This is a genomic window from Methylomicrobium lacus (assembly GCF_041897535.1).
Lineage (GTDB): Bacteria > Pseudomonadota > Gammaproteobacteria > Methylococcales > Methylomonadaceae > Methylomicrobium > Methylomicrobium lacus_A.
Genome location: NZ_CP169217.1, coordinates 368736 through 386768 on the forward strand (window position 1 = coordinate 368736; position 18033 = coordinate 386768).

The 18033-nt window shown below is 53.5% G+C and carries 12 protein-coding genes; all 12 read left to right on the plus strand.

All coding sequences use genetic code 11. From position 1 onward, the window contains the following. The first annotated feature begins 33 nt into the window (after nt 1-33). The 12 genes from grpE to ACEPPP_RS01690 all read left to right on the plus strand — a co-directional run bounded on the left by grpE (nt 34) and on the right by ACEPPP_RS01690 (nt 18011). The gene (grpE, locus tag ACEPPP_RS01635) at nt 34-672 is read left to right on the plus strand and encodes a nucleotide exchange factor GrpE (protein ID WP_374089323.1); all 639 of its coding nucleotides are present in this window, start codon (nt 34-36) and stop codon (nt 670-672) included. A gap of 72 nt (nt 673-744) precedes the next feature. Next, a complete protein-coding gene (gene dnaK / locus ACEPPP_RS01640) occupies nt 745-2673 on the plus strand; it encodes a molecular chaperone DnaK (protein WP_374089324.1) in 1929 nt (642 codons plus the stop codon). Nucleotides 2674-2796: 123 nt separating this feature from the next. Next, on the plus strand, nt 2797-3930 hold the full coding sequence (dnaJ, locus tag ACEPPP_RS01645) for a molecular chaperone DnaJ (protein WP_374089325.1): 1134 nt from the start codon (nt 2797-2799) through the stop codon (nt 3928-3930). A 5-nt stretch (nt 3931-3935) separates the two neighbouring features. After that, complete coding sequence (dapB, locus tag ACEPPP_RS01650; protein ID WP_374089326.1) at nt 3936-4748, plus strand: 4-hydroxy-tetrahydrodipicolinate reductase; 813 nt, start codon at nt 3936-3938, stop codon at nt 4746-4748. Nucleotides 4749-5150: 402 nt separating this feature from the next. Continuing rightward, nucleotides 5151-7391, plus strand: coding sequence for a PAS domain S-box protein (locus tag ACEPPP_RS01655; RefSeq protein ID WP_374089327.1), 2241 nt, complete (start codon nt 5151-5153; stop codon nt 7389-7391). Next, entirely contained in the window at nt 7388-7999 is a 612-nt protein-coding gene (locus tag ACEPPP_RS01660; RefSeq protein ID WP_374089328.1) for a response regulator transcription factor, read from the plus strand. The genes ACEPPP_RS01655 and ACEPPP_RS01660 overlap by 4 nt, the downstream gene beginning before the upstream one ends. 304 nt (nt 8000-8303) lie before the next feature. Continuing rightward, the gene (locus ACEPPP_RS01665; protein WP_374089329.1) at nt 8304-8687 is read left to right on the plus strand and encodes a hypothetical protein; all 384 of its coding nucleotides are present in this window, start codon (nt 8304-8306) and stop codon (nt 8685-8687) included. A gap of 163 nt (nt 8688-8850) precedes the next feature. Further along, nucleotides 8851-9543, plus strand: coding sequence for a hypothetical protein (locus tag ACEPPP_RS01670; RefSeq protein WP_374089330.1), 693 nt, complete (start codon nt 8851-8853; stop codon nt 9541-9543). A 142-nt stretch (nt 9544-9685) separates the two neighbouring features. After that, nucleotides 9686-14821, plus strand: coding sequence for an AAA family ATPase (locus tag ACEPPP_RS01675; protein ID WP_374089331.1), 5136 nt, complete (start codon nt 9686-9688; stop codon nt 14819-14821). Nucleotides 14822-14927: 106 nt separating this feature from the next. Beyond that, nucleotides 14928-15629, plus strand: a complete 702-nt coding sequence (locus tag ACEPPP_RS01680; protein ID WP_374089332.1) for a response regulator — start codon at nt 14928-14930, stop codon at nt 15627-15629. 14 nt (nt 15630-15643) lie between these two features. After that, nucleotides 15644-17452 carry an ATP-binding protein gene (locus tag ACEPPP_RS01685; RefSeq protein ID WP_374089333.1) on the plus strand — a complete coding sequence of 603 codons (1809 nt, stop codon included), beginning with the start codon at nt 15644-15646 and terminating at the stop codon, nt 17450-17452. 163 nt (nt 17453-17615) lie between these two features. Continuing rightward, nucleotides 17616-18011, plus strand: a complete 396-nt coding sequence (locus ACEPPP_RS01690) for a bacteriohemerythrin (RefSeq protein ID WP_374089334.1) — start codon at nt 17616-17618, stop codon at nt 18009-18011. Nucleotides 18012-18033: the final 22 nt, after the last annotated feature.

Genomic DNA, 18033 nt, shown 5'->3' on the forward strand with positions numbered 1-18033 from the left:
GCGTGACTAATTATTTTTCAGGAAAATTTTTGCATGAGTAACAATCAGGAAAACGCCGAAGCCCAAGTACAGGCCGAGGCGCAGGAAAACACCGAAAACCAGGCCGCTGCGGAAAACGAAGCGCCGGAAGTGGCACAGACCGAGCAAGAGGGGCCGACGATAGAACAATTGCAGGTCAAACTGGCCGAAGCCGAGAAGAAGGCGCAGGAAAATTGGGACAAGGCGGTCAGAACGGTCGCCGAGATGGATAACCTGCGTAAAAGAACGCAGCGCGACCTCGAAAGCGCGCACAAATTTGCGCTGGAAAATTTCGCGAAAGCCCTGTTGCCGGTGCTGGACAGCCTCGTGTTGGGCTTGCAGGCCGCGACCGGCGACAGCCCGGAAGTGCAAAAATTCCGCGAAGGCAGCGAACTGACCTTGAAACAGTTCGAAGCGGTGTTCGACAAATTCAACATCGAAGCGATCGACCCGCTGGGCCAGCCTTTCAATGCCGAACAGCATCAGGCGATGATGGTGCAGGAAATCGAAGGCGCCGCACCGAATACGGTCGTGAACGTCTTCCAAAAAGGCTATCTGTTGAACGGGCGCCTGCTGCGTCCGGCGATGGTGGTGGTCGCGAAGGCACCGCAAAAACCGGTAGAGAATCCCCCGATTATCGACGAACAGGCTTGAACTCGAATAAACAGGCCCCATATACAAGAACAAATTCAACCCTAATAAACAAATTCAAGTCTGGAGCATTCAATGGCTAAAATTATCGGCATCGATTTAGGTACAACCAACTCTTGCGTCGCGGTACTCGAAAACGGCGTCGCGAAAGTGATCGAAAACAGCGAAGGCGCACGCACCACGCCGTCGATCATCGCCTTCACCAGCGACGACGAAGTCCTGGTCGGCCAATCGGCCAAACGTCAGGCGGTCACCAATCCCAAGAATACATTGTTCGCGATCAAGCGTCTGATCGGCCGCCGTTTCAAGGACGATGTCGTCCAAAAAGACATCCACATGGTGCCCTATAAGATCGTCGAAGCCGAGAACGGCGACGCCTGGGTCGAGGTACACGGCAAAAAAATGGCGGCGCCGGAAATCTCCGCACGCGTATTGATGAAGCTGAAAAAAGACGCCGAAGCGTATTTGGGTGAAGAAGTCAAAGAAGCGGTGATCACCGTGCCGGCTTACTTCAACGACTCCCAACGTCAGGCGACCAAGGACGCCGGCCGTATCGCAGGCCTCGAAGTCAAGCGTATCATCAACGAACCGACCGCATCGGCGCTGGCTTTCGGCATGGACAAACCGAAAGGCGACACCAAGATCGCGGTCTATGACCTCGGCGGCGGTACCTTCGATATTTCGATCATCGAAATCGCCGAAATCGAAGGCGAGCACCAGTTCGAAGTGTTGTCGACCAACGGCGACACCTTCCTCGGCGGCGAAGACTTCGACGCACGCATCATCGAATATCTGGCGACCGAGTTCAAGAAAGAAAGCGGCGTCGATCTGCACAACGATCCGCTGGCTCTGCAACGTCTGAAAGAAGCGGCCGAAAAAGCCAAGATCGAGCTGTCTTCATCCCAGCAAACCGACGTGAATCTGCCGTATATCACCGCCGATGCGACCGGGCCGAAGCACTTGAACGTGAAACTGACCCGCGCGAAGCTCGAATCGCTGGTCGAGGATTTGATCCTGAAGACCAAGAGCCCTTGCGAAATCGCGCTGAAAGACGCAGGCCTCAAAGCCTCCGAAATCGACGACGTGATCCTGGTCGGCGGCCAAACCCGGATGCCGAAGGTGCAGGAAATGGTCAAGACCATTTTCGGCAAGGAACCGCGTAAAGACGTGAACCCTGACGAAGCGGTCGCGCTCGGCGCGGCGATCCAGGCCGGCGTTCTCGGCGGCGAAGTCAAGGACGTATTGCTGCTCGACGTGATTCCATTGTCTCTGGGCATCGAAACCCTGGGCGGCGTGATGACCAAGCTGATCGAGAAAAACACCACGATTCCGACCAATGCGTCGCAAGTGTTCTCGACCGCCGACGACAACCAAACCGCGGTCACCGTGCATGTGTTGCAGGGCGAGCGTGAAGTCGCTTCCGCGAACAAATCGCTGGGCCGTTTCGACCTGAGCGACATTCCGCCGGCGCCGCGCGGCATTCCGCAAATCGAAGTATCTTTCGACATCGACGCGAACGGTATCTTGAACGTCTCGGCGAAAGACAAGGCGACGGGCAAGAAGCAATCGATCGTGATCAAGGCGTCCAGCGGTCTGTCCGACGCCGAAGTCGAACGCATGATCAAGGACGCCGAAGCGCATGCCGAGGAAGACCGTAAACTGACCGAACTGGTCGGCGCGCGCAACCATGCGGACGGCCTGATCCATGCGACCGAAAAGTCGATCAAGGAACTGGGCGACCAGGTCGGCAGCGACGAAAAAGCCGCGATCGAAAAAGCGATCGAAGCACTGAAAGAAGCCTGCAAAGGCGACAGCAAGTCAGAGATCGAAAGCAAGACCAACGACCTGACCGAACTGTCAGGCAAACTGGCCGAGCGCGTCTATGCGCAAAAAGGCGCAGCCGAAGGCGGCGAGCATGCCGGCGCACATTCCGCCTCGAGCCATGCCGATGACGGCGTCGTCGATGCGGAATTTGAAGAAGTCAAGGACGACAAGAAAGGCTAAAGGCTGACACATCGCGGGGGGATTCGCGTTAGCGCTTATCCCCTTGCTAGCGTCATTAATCTTTGCAGGAACCGGCAATTGTCTGTTCCTGCAATTTTGTTTAAAGCCCATTAATAACAACACATGGCAAAAGAAGATTATTACAAGCTTCTCGGTGTGGACAAGAACGCCAGCGATGAAGAAATCAAGAAAAGCTATCGCAAGATGGCGATGAAGTATCATCCTGACCGCAACAAGGACAATCCCGAACAGGCCGAAGCCAAATTCAAGCAGATCAAGGAAGCCTACGAGATCCTGTCCGATGCGAAAAAACGCGCGGCCTACGACCAGTTCGGCCATGCCGGCGTCGATTCGTCGATGGGCGGCGGCCGTCACGGCGGCTTCGGCCCGGACAGTTTCAGCGACGTCTTCGGCGACATGTTCGGCGATATTTTCGGCGGCGGCAGACAACGCGGCGGCGCGCAGCGCGGCTCCGACCTGCGCTACAATCTGGAGTTGACGCTCGAGGAAGCGGTCGCCGGCACCGAAGCGAAGATTCGCGTGCAGGTGCTGACGACCTGCGGCGAATGTTCCGGCAGCGGCGCCAAGAAAGGTTCCTCGCCGGTGATCTGCTCGACCTGTCATGGCCACGGCCAGGTCCGGATGCAGCAAGGCTTCTTTGCGGTGCAGCAAACCTGCCCGACCTGCCGCGGCACCGGCAAGCAGATCAAGGATCCGTGCGGCAAATGCTACGGCCAGGGCCGCGTGCAGGATACCAAAACGCTGTCGGCCAAGATTCCGGCCGGCGTCGATACCGGCGACCGTATTCGCCTGTCCGGCGAAGGCGAAGCCGGCGAGATGGGAGGACCACCGGGCGATCTGTATGTGCAGATTCAGGTGAAGGAGCATTCGATCTTCACCCGCGACGGCGCCAATCTGTATTGCGAAGTGCCGATCAGTTTCCCGACCGCCTGCCTCGGCGGCGACCTGGAAGTGCCGACCCTGGACGGTAAGGTCAGCCTGAAAATTCCGGCCGAAACCCAAACCGGCAAGCTGTTCCGCCTGCGCGGCAAAGGGGTCAAGCCGGTGCGCGGCGGCCCGGTCGGCGATTTGTTGTGCCGGGTACAGGTCGAAACTCCGGTGCATCTGACCAAGGAACAAAAAGACCTGATCGCGCAGCTGAATGAATCGCTGATGGGCGGCGGCAAGCATCACAGTCCGCAGGAGCATTCGTTCATGGACGGCGTGAAAAATTTTTTCGATAAATTGACAGGATGAGCGAAATGCTTCGAATTGCAGTAGCGGGCGTCTCCGGCCGCATGGGTTCATGTTTGGTCAAGGCGGCCGATGCGGCGGCCCATGCCGAATTTACCGCCGCGGTATCGCGCCCCGAAAGTACAGCGGTCGGCAAGGATGCAGGCGAATTGGCGGGGCTCGGCACGATCGGCGTGCAGGTGGTCGACGACTTGTCGGCGGTGCTCGATAAATTCGATGTTCTGATCGACTTCACCCGCCCCGACACCTCGATGACGCTGATCGAACAATGCCGGGCGGCCGGCAAAAAGATCGTAATCGGCACGACAGGCTATACGCCGGAACAAAAACGGACGATCGAGCAAGCCGCCCGGGATGTCGCGATCGTGTTGTCGCCGAACATGAGCGTCGGCGTGAACCTGTCGCTGAAACTGCTCGAAATGACCGCGCGCGTGATGGGCGACGACAGCGACATCGAAATCATCGAAGCGCATCACCGCCACAAGGTCGACGCGCCGTCCGGCACCGCGCTCAGAATGGGCGAAGTGATCGCGGCGACGCTGGACCGCGACCTGAAAGACTGCGCGATCTACGGCCGCGAGGGCCATACCGGCGCGCGCGAGCGCAAGACGATCGGTTTTTCGACGATTCGCGCGGGCGACATCGTCGGCGATCATACCGTGATGTTTGCGGACGACGGCGAACGCGTCGAAATCACCCACAAGGCGACCAGCCGGATGACCTTCGCGAACGGCGCGGTGCGCGCGGCGTTGTGGCTGAAGGACAAACCGAACGGCCTCTATGACATGCAGGACGTCTTGGGCTTGAAAGCGCTCGGCTGAAGCCGAAGTCTTCTTCGACGACACGGGTGATAGGGACACCCTGTGGACGTCTATAGCCCGCGAAATAAGGGCTGTTGTTAGAATTGCCTTTTCAACTTTATGGACAGTTTTACGCAGACTGTCCCTATCCAATTTTAGTGGCTTCCTCGATCTCCGAGATAGCGGCTATTATGCTTTATTGTCGCCATGATCCCTGTGTTCACAGGGATCAATTCCTTGCCGAATGCCAAGATTTAGTCAGCCATTGGAGTTCGGCACACTGAATTAACATCAATCCAAGACCGTATCGGGTTAGCTATTATGTTTTATCTTGCAGTGCGGAATTAATAGTTGAATGTTTTATCATATGGTTTATGTTTCATGATTTCTTTGGAGCATTTTAAGCATTGACGGCAATACCGGATGAACTTTACGCGATTCAAAACTCAATCGGTTATCCTTTATTTTGACGCGCAACCTTATGGGTTGCGCTACGGATTGGCAGTGCTGGCAGTCGCGATCGCCGCTATAGCGACCCACACCATTCCGGTGATCGGCGAACGGGTAGCGTTCTTGTTATTTTTTTTCGCGATTATCCAGACCGCTTTCTGGCTAGGACCTAACCCGGGTATTCTCGCGATGGCTTTATCCTTGATCGCAGTGAATGCCCTTGTTTTGTTTCCAGCCAGGACAGGCGCTTACGATTTATTGATTTTAAACGCTGGATTTTGCTTTGTTTCTGCCGTTATGATCGCCACGACTAGTTTCCATCGGAGGTCGACTGCTGCGTTACAGGAAAGCCGGCAGCGCTATGCCGGGATTGTCGAATCGGCTTTGGATGCGATTATCACAATCGCTGCCGATCAACGTATTACTCTATTCAACGCGGCGGCGGAAAAAATGTTCGGTTGCACGGCGGAGGAAGCCATCGGGAGACCTATCGAAAGGTTTATTCCCGAACGCTTTCGTGCCGCTCATGACGCGCATATTCGCGCTTTCGGGAATTTCGGCGTCACCAGCCGTAAAATGGGTGAGTCGGCTTCTATTTCGGGCCTACGCGCCAATGGCGAAGAGTTCCCTCTCGAGGCGACCATTTCCCAGTGCGAGATAAATGGCGAGAAATCGTTTACCGCCATCCTGCGGGATGTTACGGAGCTAAAACGATTCGAAGACTCGTTAACGAAGAGCCAAGCTCAGCTTCGGACCTTCATCGAGCAGGCCCCCCTCAGCATTGCGATGTTCGACCGTGAAATGAACTATTTGGTCACTAGCCGACGCTGGATCGAAGAGTTTGGACGAGGGTACGATGATCTCACGGATCATAACCACTATTTGGTTAATCCTGATATCTCCGCCGAGTGGAGAGAGATTCATGTTAAAGCACAAGCAGGGGAGTTTCTGAAAAACGACGACGACTTATGGATCCAAGCGGACGGAAGCCGGCATTGGTTGCGTTGGGCCGCTTATCCTTGGACAAATCAAGTAGGAGGGATCGGTGGTATTATTATTTCCTGCGAGGATATCACGGCGCGCCGGACAGCCGAGGAAGAATTGCGCACTGCCCAGAAGCGACTCGCCCTTGTCATCGAAGAGGTGAAAGCGGGGTATTGGGACTGGGATCTGAATACGAGTACAGTCTACTTATCGCCTGAATGGAAGCGGCAAATCGGCTTTGATGAGAACGAATTGCTCAACCGATGGGAAGAATGGGAAAGCCGCCTGCATCCCGACGACCGGGCATTGGTATTGGCGGCAATTGAGAACTATATCGCTGGCCTTCTGCCCGTCTTCGAATTGGAGTTCCGCCTGCGTCACAAAGATGGCTTGTACCGCTGGATTCACTCTCGCGGCGGATTATTGCGCGACCAACATAACCGCCCCTTGCGTATGCTGGGAATAAATTTAGACATTACCGACTACAAGAAACAAAAGGAATTGAGAGAGCGACGCGATAAGATGGAGCAATCGGTCCGGTTATGTGTTGTCACCCAGACGGCGGCCGCCATAGCTCACGAACTGCACCAGCCACTTGCTGCGATCTCATCTTATTCCGAAGTGGTTTTACATATGCTGCGATCCGGCAACCAAAATCCGGAAAAGCTCTCTCCTCTTGTGGAAATTTGCGCCCAGCAAGCACAGCGCGCCGGGGACGTTATACGGCAATTAATGACGGTATTGCATAAAGACGAGACCCTCAGTGAGTCGATAGATATCAATTATTTGGCCCAGGAAGCACTCGATCTAGTCAAGGCGGACGGACATTTAGAGGCTTTTAACATAGAACTGGAGCTCGCAGCGGGCTTGCCGCCGGTTAAGGGCAACAGTCTGCAACTCGAAAAGGTACTGGTCAACTTGTTCCGCAATGGCCTCGAATCCATGCAGGAAAGTGGAATAAGCGCAGGAACGATCACGGTAACCACACATAGCACCGATGACACCCCGGCCATGGCGCAGGTGACGGTGCGTGACGGCGGAAAATGCGTGACGGATATCGCCACCTTGAAAAACATGTTCCAACCCTTCTACACGACCAAACCCCAAGGTTTAGGTATGGACATGGCTATCAGCCGCGCCTTGATCGAAGCTCACGGAGGAAAAATGTGGGCTGAGCAAAACGCAGACATCGGTATCAGTGTCCACTTTACCTTACCTTTCGTGACATGAGCACTCAATTCTGTGTTTTTATTGTCGATGACGAGTATCCGGTACGCCATAGTCTTGGACTGATTATGGAAACCGCAGGTTTTGCTTACCAGACTTTCGAGAGTGCAGAGGACTTTCTGCAAAACTATTGCCCGGGCCAGCCCGGCTGCCTGCTGCTCGACATCAACTTGCCGGGCTTGAACGGTGACGAATTGCAAGCCGAACTCATCCGCCGCAAAATACACTTGCCGATTATTTTTCTCACCGCTTTTGGTGATATTCCTATGACGGTCCGCGCGATCAAGGCGGGAGCGGTCGATTTTCTGACGAAGCCGGTTCCAAGGGACCTGTTGATCGAACGGATACAAGCAGTGCTGCAGCACGAAACTCAGATACACGAACAGACGGCGGAACAAGCGCTCTGTATGAGCCAATACGGTCTTACCTCCCGCGAAATGGAAATCATGTCTTTGGTTGTGGCGGGCCATCCCAATAAGGAAATCGCCCGGCAACTTGGCATCAGCTATCGTACCGTCGAAATTCACCGTGCCCGGATCTTAAAAAAAACAGGCACCACTAATCCCCTGGAACTGGCTCGCCTGTGCAAAGCCTGCAATTTCCCCCCCTGACTCAAGTCCTGAGCTTGCTGATCCTGATCTTGCCATTATTTCCTTAGCCGGAATTGAATACGTGATCCTACGTACGCGCACGCGCGTATTTCATCGCGCACCAATATCCGTTTTAATGTACCCCAATGGCGAAGCTCACTCCTCCAAATGTGCCCCCAAAAATAAAGGATTTGGCTGATCGTTAAGATCGAATGCTCTTTTTAGCTAGGTCGGGGGTACCTCGAGTTGCTTTTCCTGAGTTGTGGATCATCCTGTATAGGTTGCATCCGGTTTTGATTAATTCAATTACAAGGGGAACTACTCTATGGATGCGGATTACGATATTTTCGAGATTGTCGCAGTCATACGTGATTTCTGGCTCGTCGACGCGGAGTCTTACCAGCGAAAGTATTGCTCCAGCCATGGACAGGCCTTGGTGCCCGGCTATTATGTCGTCAACTGGCCAGAACAAATTCGGGTAAGACGATTTAACGATCACGCTGTATTTCATGGACCGTTCAAATTACGCAAGGAGGCGCAAGAAGCCCTCGAGTGGATGCACAAGGAGAAGGAACTCGTTTTGACAGAATCAGCCGAGTTATCGTCTGTTGCCGCGTTGAACGTTACCTCAATGGAAGTGAAGAAAGCCGATTCGCAAAGGCTACATCTGGTAAAGCCGCAAAAGCTAAGCAAAGCGGTTGCGGCTTAAAGCCAAACAGAATAACTGATTAACCCACCCAAATAAAGCAACTTAAAATTCTGAAGAGTTTAATTTTGCTCTGAAACATCACTCATTACTTATCTTGTTTTATCTTTCCCTTTGATAATACAGGCAGCTGTTTCGGCCGTTTACTTTATTAATTGGATACTCCATGAACCGTGACCACAATTTAAAAAATACAACCAAGCCAATCCTTCAAGAAGTGAGCAGGAAAATAGCTATCCATGAAGCAGGACATGCAAGCGCTATTTATCTTGGTAACCAGCAAAAAGGACTGCCGCCGATTTGTTTTCAGATTTTTATCAATCCGTTGAATAATATAGTTAAATCATCCGATTTTTTAGGCAAAGCCTCTGCTCACTATATCGCTAAAGTAGTAGGCGGTCGCTTAATTCATACCCTGCCCTCATCGCTTGATGAGGCCACCAAAGATTTTTCACCTGCACAAAAGCATACTTATCAACATGCCTTCGAAGCCGATATCATCAATCTACTCGCTGGGCCTTTAGCCGAAGCTAGATATGTCGCGCTGCGTGACAATGAACCCATTAGCCCGGAATTGGTGAATGTCAATGCACTGCAGTATTATGGCGGCTCATCCGATTTGGAGATTGTCAACGAGTATCTTGAGTGCTTTATCGACAGTGATGAGTTGAGGGAAATAAAAATGACCGAGTTATTTTTGGCGGCATTCAATTTTGTGAGTGAGCGGCCGAATTGGCTCGCAATTACAGCGTTGGCTGACTTTATTTTGGCGAATGAGAATAATGTGATTGAATGCAATGACATTATTGACGCAATTGAATCCGGCGTCCGCCGGACAGCTACTTCGCAAAGCCTATGAAACATTTCTGACGTATGAAACATTTCTGACGTTTGTTTAATCTCATCCCTTATTAAGACCTCCTCGCGAATCCTCTGGTTTTGGCCTGAATTTTACTTTACCATGCTCGGCATCACCCTGCGTTCGATAGAGCATATCTCAATTGATCGATACAACAACAAAAGAAAATCAACTGCAAAGCGCGCCTAAACTGGGCAACTACATCGTTACCGAAAAACTGGGAGAAAGCTTGCAGGCCGTGGTATTCAAGGGCTACCACAAACACGTCCCTGACCAGCCGTTGATCATCAAACTGCTGAAACTGCTGTCGAGCTGGGACGACCAGTCCCGGCATTTGCGCCAGAAAATTGAACGCCTAAAAGTGCTGCACGATCCGCGGGTTTCTACTCCGATCGCCCTGGAGTCCTATGACACCCAGCACTTTATCGTTCAGCCCTGGTTTGCCGGACAACCGCTGAATTGTTGGACGAAACAGCAAGACAAACTCGATCTCAACGATTTTTTTACGCTGGCCTGCACACTGGCCGGTACGCTGCAAGCGGTACACGATGCCGGTATTACCCACGGCGGCATCAAGCCCCACAACATTCTGCTACAACCGGGGACACTGACCCTGCGACTGACCGATTTCATCACACCGCTCGACATTCGTGATGTCAGCCATTTTATCTACGACCCGGAATTTGTACGCCACACCTTGGCCTACACCTCGCCGGAACAGACTGGCCGCATCAACTATAGAGTCGATTTTTCCACCGATTTGTATTCATTAGGGATAGTATTCTATGAATTACTGACCGGCCAGCTGCCGTTTTTTTCCAGTGATCCGCTGGAACTGATTCACTCGCACCTGGCCGAGGAAACGCCTAAAGTCAATCAGTTCAAGCCACAGATTCCCCAAGCCTTGGCCGATATTATTGCCAAACTCACCGTCAAACAGCCGGAAAAGCGTTATCAAAGCGCCCAGGGCTTGCTGGCCGACCTGAGCCGATGCAAGCAAGAATACGCCGACACGGGCAGCGTATCGGTATTTACCGTCGGTCAGCACGATCGCAGCCGCCGGGTCATCTTTATTTCGAAAATGGTGGGCCGTCAGGCCGAAAGCCAACTGATACAACAACAATACAATGAGGTCATCAGCGGCAAATTTCGCTCGGTATTTATTTCCGGTCTGTCTGGCATCGGCAAAACCCGACTCATTCAAGAGTTGCAAAAACCCCTCGTCAAAAATCGCGGCTACTTCACCTCCGGCAAATTCGACCAATACCAGAAAAACATCCCCTACAGTTCTCTGATTCAGGCCCTGCGCAATCTGATCTGCATCTTTTTGACCGAAAGCGATAGTCAGGTTCGGCAGTGGCGGGCCAAAATACTCGATGTCGTGGAAAACAACGGCAGCGTCATCATCGATGTGTTGCCGGAACTGGAATTCATCATCGGCCGACAGCCGGAAGTGCCACATCTGCCGCCAGTGGAAGCCCGCAACCGTTTTAATAACTTGTTCGGCCGATTTCTGGCCTGTCTGGCCAGCGAGGACAATCCGCTGGTGCTGTTTATCGATGACCTGCAATGGTGCGACAGCGCAACATTCGATTTTCTGCAAAACCTGTTCGACAACCATCACGAGCATCCCTTCCTGTTTTTCCTGGGCGCCTATCGGCATAATGAAGTCGACAACAGCCATCCGCTCAGTAAGCTGATCCGCAGGATTCAGGAAACCGACAGCCCGTTCGCGGAAGTTCGCGTAGAGGCCCTGACCGACGCCGACTGTCACGAGATGGTGGCCTATATCCTCGATTCCTCGCTGGAGGCCACGGCCAACCTGGCAGAATTTATCGCCCACCTCACCGAAGGCAACCCGCTGTTCGTCAGCGAAAGCCTGGCCTGGCTGTATAACGAGGAATTGCTGAATACCGACGACGAACATCACTGGCACTGGGACATCAAGCGGATTCGCGACACCCAGATGCCGACCTCGGTGGTGGAATTGTTCAGTTCCAAGGTGGGCAAGCTGCCCTTCAAAACCCTGTATATCCTCGACCACTGCGCCTGTATGGGCAACCGTTTCAGTGCCGAAGATGTCGCACTGGTGCTGGATATCCGCATCGAACAACTGTTTGAAGATCTGAAGCCGGTACTGAACCTGGGCATGCTGCTGGAAAACAAATCCGATCTGCAGTTCGTCCACGATCGGGTTCAGGAAGCGGTGCTGCGCCAGGTCGATCCCGGGGTAAAGCCTGCCATCCACTGGCGCATCGGCAACCGACTGCTGCAGGGGGTGCCGGCAGGAACCCCTCTGAAAACCCTTGACAACCTGTTTACCATTGCCGCCCACCTCAATCTGGGCCGTCCGGCGGACATGGATCAGGAACTGGCGTATCGGCTGGCCAATATCAACTTCCATGCCGGCAACAAGGCACTGGATGCCCTGGCCGGCGATGCCGCCAATGATTTTTTTCAGAAAGCCCACGACTATCTGCCGGACGATTGCTGGCACCAGGCTTACGATCTGACTTTTCGCATTTACCAGCGTCTGGCCAAGACCGAGCTGATGTGTGGCCGTTACGAAAGATCGGAAGTGCTGATCAACTATCTCATCGAACATGCCGTCAGCGATCTGGACAAAGCCGAAGCCCTGGCGGAACAGACCACGTCATTGTCCTCATTCGGCAATTTCAACAAGGCCATAGCGACCGCCAACCGCGGCCTTGCCTATTTCGACAAGTCAATTCCCGAACAACCCGAGATTGCCAAACAGCAGATGTTGTCTTTAATGGCGGAAATCGAACAGCAAGAGGATGTCTGGTCGACTATTTTGCATATGCCTTTTACCCAGGACCGCAAAAGCAAGATCGAGCTGGCATTCTACAGCGAGCTAATCCCCGACCTCTATATGTCCGGACTGGTGCCGCAGCTGTATCTGTCAGCGGCGCAATCTACCTTGCATTGCCTGCACGGCGGCATGGACGAATCAGTGATTTATTCGTTTTCGATCATGGGCCTCAACCTCGGCGAACAGGGCAGGTTCGAGCAGGCATTCCTGTACCAGGATATGGCCCACGACCTCTGTGCAAAACATCCCAACACCTTCGGCGCTACCCGAGGCATGAATGGCATTGTCTGGTGCAATATGCATTCGCGCAGTCATCCGGCCGAGATCGCCGATTACTGCCACAAAGCCATACAGTGCGGCAAGAATTGCGGCGATTTATATAACGCCGGCCTGTCCTATGGACCGTTGATGTGGAATTTGCAGGTACAGGGCAAAAATCTGCGTCTGGTTGAAGAAGCTGCCGAAGAATGCCTGCACTTCTCTCGCAAGAACCAGCTGTCTTTTTCGGTCGGCCTTGCCGAAGCCGTGCTGGCCGGCTGGGTGGCACCGATGAAACCCGATTACCAGCCGGTGGATATGACCGAAACACTGGTACGCTGGGAAGCCGACAATTATGTCGCCACTTCCGGAAGTTATTTTGCCCTGCTGGGTTTCGCTCAGCATTATCTGGGCGATTACGCGGCGGCGGCCGTGTCTTTGCAAACGGTGGAACGCTATCTGCACGGTCTGACCGATAACGTACTGAAACGCCTCTGGTATGCCTTCCGTATCGTCAATCGCCTGCGTTGGCCGGAGGGCGCCGACTGGCCGGCGCTTGAAGCGGAAATCGCACCGCTCTTGGCCGAACTGGAAACCTGGGCCCGTCTCGGGCCGCTGCTGAAACCCTTTCTAGCCTTTATTCATGCCGAGATCGCCCGCGCTCAAAACCAAATGCGCGACGCCCGTAACTTGTATTTGGATGCTATCGCGATCGCCCAGGCACAAAACTACGTCCTGCTCACCGGTCATTTATATGAAGCCTTGGCCGAGGTGATGGCCGTCGGAAATCTAGGCGATGCCGAACTTTATTACGGTGCGGCACGCCACATGTACCGGTTGTGCCGCGCCGATCGCAAAAACGCACTGTTGCAGCAGCGTCACCCTTACACTGCCCCTGATAACACAGTTCGCACCGAAAAGACCGTTGCCCACGACGCGCCGGCGACTCTGCCGAATCTTGACTTCAATTATCTGATGAAATCGGCGCTGGCCTTGTCGGCAGAAGTCGATCTGAATCGGCTCATGCAAAAAATCATGAGCGTGGTGCTGGAAAGCTCGGGTGCTCAGCACGGCTACCTGTTGATCAAGGAGACGGATGAACTGCGGGTCGCGGCCGAAAGCCATGTCGGCAAAAAACATATCATCAACCACCAGTCTCTCAGCCTTAACCAATCCCACGGCAGCATCAGCCGAGCCATCGTCAATTACGTGCTGCGCACGCGTAAAAAAGTGTTACTGCATGATGCGATGACCGAAGGCGAGTTTCAGAGTACCCCGGATGTACAGGCACTCAGGCTGCGGTCGGTACTGTGCCTGCCGATCATCAAACAAAACGAGCTGATCGGCCTGCTCTATCTGGAGAATCGGCTGTCTGCCGGTGTCTTTACTGCCGAAAAAACCGATATGACCGAACTATTGACCGCCCAGGCTGCGATTTCCTTGGAAAACGCCCGCCTCCTGGAACAAACCCGACTGGCCTACATACAACTCCAAAAAAACCAGGAACACATGCTACAGATGGAAAAACTTTCGGCATTGGGGACGCTGGTCGGCGGTGTGGCGCATGAGATCAACAACCCGCTTATGGGAGTGATGAATTTTGTCGAATTCGCCGCGGACAGAAGCACCGATAAAAAATCAAAGGAGATTCTCGATCAGGCGCTACAGCAAATCCACCGCATCAAGAAGATTGTCAGCAACATGCTGGTATTTGTCCACACCCGGTCGACCCCAAGCGGCAACAGCAAGCTTGCGGAGGTAATCAAGCAAACGCTGTTGCTGCTGGAAGGCGAATTGAGCAAAGACAGCATCGCTGTCGAGGTCGATGCCGCCGATGATCTGCCGGCCATCCGCTGTAGCGCCGACAGTTTGCAGCAGATTCTGGTCAATCTACTCCTTAACGCCCGCGACGCGCTAGCCGACGTCCGGCAACCACAAATCAAAATCATCGTTAGGCCTATCGAGGGGATGTTAGAATTGAGCGTAATCGATAATGGCCCCGGCATCCCGCAAGATGTGCAACCCAAAATTTTCGATCCGTTTTTTACCACCAAACCTCCTGGAAAAGGGACCGGTCTGGGCTTGTCGGTTATCCGTCGTCTGGTTCAGGATATCGGAGGCAATATACAGGTAGAGAGTTTACATGGACACGGCTGCTGCATGCGACTACGATTCCCCCGCGGTTGAGCCTTCAAATCCCCACTACACACGACTTGGACACGGCGGCTTTGTTTGCGGCTAAGATTTCCCCATGCTTGAGCATTTAAATTCCAATACACAAGAGACACGCTATATGGCAAGCAAAATTCTGGTAATAGACGACGACCCTGCGGTACGCAGCGCTTTCAAACTGATTCTGGAAAATGACAACTTCTCGGTTCGCGAAGCCGAGAACGGTTTGCAAGGCATTGAAATGGCCCTCGCCGAACGTCCAGACCTGATTTTTCTCGACCTGCGCATGCCCGGCATGGATGGCGTGGAAACCTTGCGCCGTCTGAAAGCCACTGACGAAACGCTGAATATTTATATCGTCACCGCCTTTGCCACCGAATATATGGAGCAACTGAAAGTCATCCATGAGGAAGGGGTTGAGTTCGAACTGGCCAGCAAGCCGCTGTCTTCCGACCAAATTCGTAATATCGCCCAGATTGCCCGTAACGCCCTTCCTCAGGAAGCACGGCGCGCAACGCCGCACAAACTGGTTCTAACCCTCTACGTGGTCTCGTTGAACAGCGAAACCCGCCGTCTGGTCGAACAGATTACCGTTGCGCTCGCCAAACTTTACGAGCCCGGACACTGGGTTTTAGATGTCGTCGAAGTACTGGGCATGCCGGAAAAAGCGCTGGAAAAAGACGTGTTTGCAACGCCGATGCTGGTGCGCGATGTGCCGGAACCCGTGCTGAAACTGCTCGGCGACCTGTCGCGGGTGCCTTCAGTCATCGCGGCCATTACCACCGAGGCTAAAGGAGTCGGCGTACAAACCATCATCGTTTAACAAACTTATCGACCATGACCACTCATCGTTCCAAGCTCGACCTGGTTCTCGGCACTATCACCGACGGCGTGTTGGTGGTAGATAGTCAGGGCGTTGTGCTCTATGCCAACCAAGCTGCCGAAAAACTGCTGGCACGCAGCCCGATAGTCGGTCAATCGCTGGCGATTCCAGTCAATCCTGATAAAAATAGTTATCAGGACATTAATCTGATCCGTCCGAATGGCCTCGCCTGGGCAGAAATGCGTTCCGCGCCGCTGGAATGGGACGGGCAACCCGGCTACGTCATCGCCCTGCGCGACATTACCGAGCGCAAGCACATTGAGCTCGAACGGCAAAAGTTCGTTTCGCTGGCCGACAACAGCATGGAGTTCATCGGCATGTGCGACATGAACCTTGCCCCCTTCTACATCAACGAAGCCGGTATGCGCCTGGTCGGCCTCGACAGCCTGGAGCAGGGCGTTCGAACGCCGGTCCAGGAATTTTTCTTCCCCGAAGATCAGCGCTTCATCCTGGATGAATTCTTCCCGCGCGTTGTACGCGAGGGTCATGCTGATGTGGAAATCAGGTTCCGTCATTTCAAGAGCGGCGCCGAGATCTGGATGCTCTACAACGTGTTCTTCATTAAAGACAGCACCGGCGAGCCAGCCGGTTTTGCCACCGTGAGCCGTGATATCTCAGCTAGCAAACAGGTCAAGGCTGCCTTGCGCGAGGCCAGCCAGCGTAAGGATGAATTCCTCGCCATGCTGGCTCACGAACTGAGAAACCCGCTGACTCCCATCAACAACGCCGCCCATATTTTGGATAGGCTGAAGCAGGAAGATCCGCGGCTCGGCTGGGCGACCGAAATCATCAAGCGGCAAGTGAAGCACCTCACGCACCTTGTGGACGATCTACTGGATGTTTCCCGTATCGTGCAGGGAAAAATTTCACTGAAGAAAGAAAGGCTCGACCTTGTAGAAGTGATTAAGGCAGTCTTGGAGACGGCGCGTGGCTTCATCTTGGCCAAACAACAACATCTCGATGTTCGTCTGCCTGAACAACCGATACTGTTGGAGGCCGATTCCGTACGCCTGTCTCAAGTGTTACTTAACCTACTCGACAATGCGAGCAAATACTCTTTGGAAAAAGGTCGAATCGAGGTTAATGTCCAACTGCTCGGGGCCGAAGTTGAGATCGAGGTGCGGGACAACGGCACGGGTATCTCGGCGGAACTGTTGCCGACGATTTTCGACCTGTTCCAACAGGGCTCGCGTACCCTGGAGCGATCTCAGGGCGGACTCGGCATCGGGCTGACTTTAGTCAAGCAGCTAGTGGAAATGCACGGCGGACGGGTAACGGCATCAAGCCCTGGCGCTGGACTTGGCTCCACCTTCAGCGTCCGGTTACCGACGATTATCGAAGCGCCCCCCTGTCCTGTCTCCGAGACCCCAACGCCATCGCCTAACGCCGGCATGCGGGTGCTGGTGGTGGACGATGATGCCGACGTAAGGAAGAGTACAGCCCTCCTTCTGGAGCTGAATGGCTACGAAGTCAAGATGGCTGATTCTGGTAAGCAGGCCATAACGCTGATCGACACATTTCATCCCGATGTGGTGCTGCTGGACATTGGCATGCCCGGAGAGAATGGCTATCAAGTGGCTCAATGCATCAGGCGCCTGCCCAATGGGAGCGATCTTCTGCTGATAGCAGTAAGCGGCTATGGGCAGGCGGAGGACTTAACCCGTTCGCAGGAGGCGGGTTTCGATCATCATCTGGTCAAGCCATTGAATTTAACTACGTTATGCAACCTGCTGGAGCCGAAATTTGCAAACAAGCTGAATTAACCGCTGCCGAGCTATCCCTGCAAATAAACAGGATTCGTCTCGGACCAATTTACGCGATAATCTTCCTCCGGATAAAAACCATAAAAAAATTGTTGCTTTTTGCCTCCAGCAAAACCATAATATTTGTGCGGTTAATAATAACAAAAAACAGAGGAGAAATATCATGGCTTTAATTACCTGGACAGCAGCCCAATTCGGCACCAACGTAGGCTTTGCTGACGAAGAACACCAAATTTTGTTCGGCAAGTTGAACAAACTGTACGACCTGGCGACGGGGGGCGCCGAACGTTCGGCAGTGGGTTCGCAGCTCGATGACTTGATCGCGTATGTGGTCGATCATTTTGCGCATGAGGAAAAAGAAATGACGGCGGCAAATTATGCGGGCTTTGCCGCGCATAAGGCGGAGCATGATGCGCTGGTCAACATCTGCGCGGATTTGCAGAAAAAGTTTCACGCAGGGCAAGCCGAAGTCACCGAAGAAGTCGGCCAGATGGTCAAAACCTGGCTGGATCAGCACATCCCGACCTTTGACAAAGGTTATTCGGTCGTTTTGAAGTAAAAACTCAACAAGCAACCTGAGT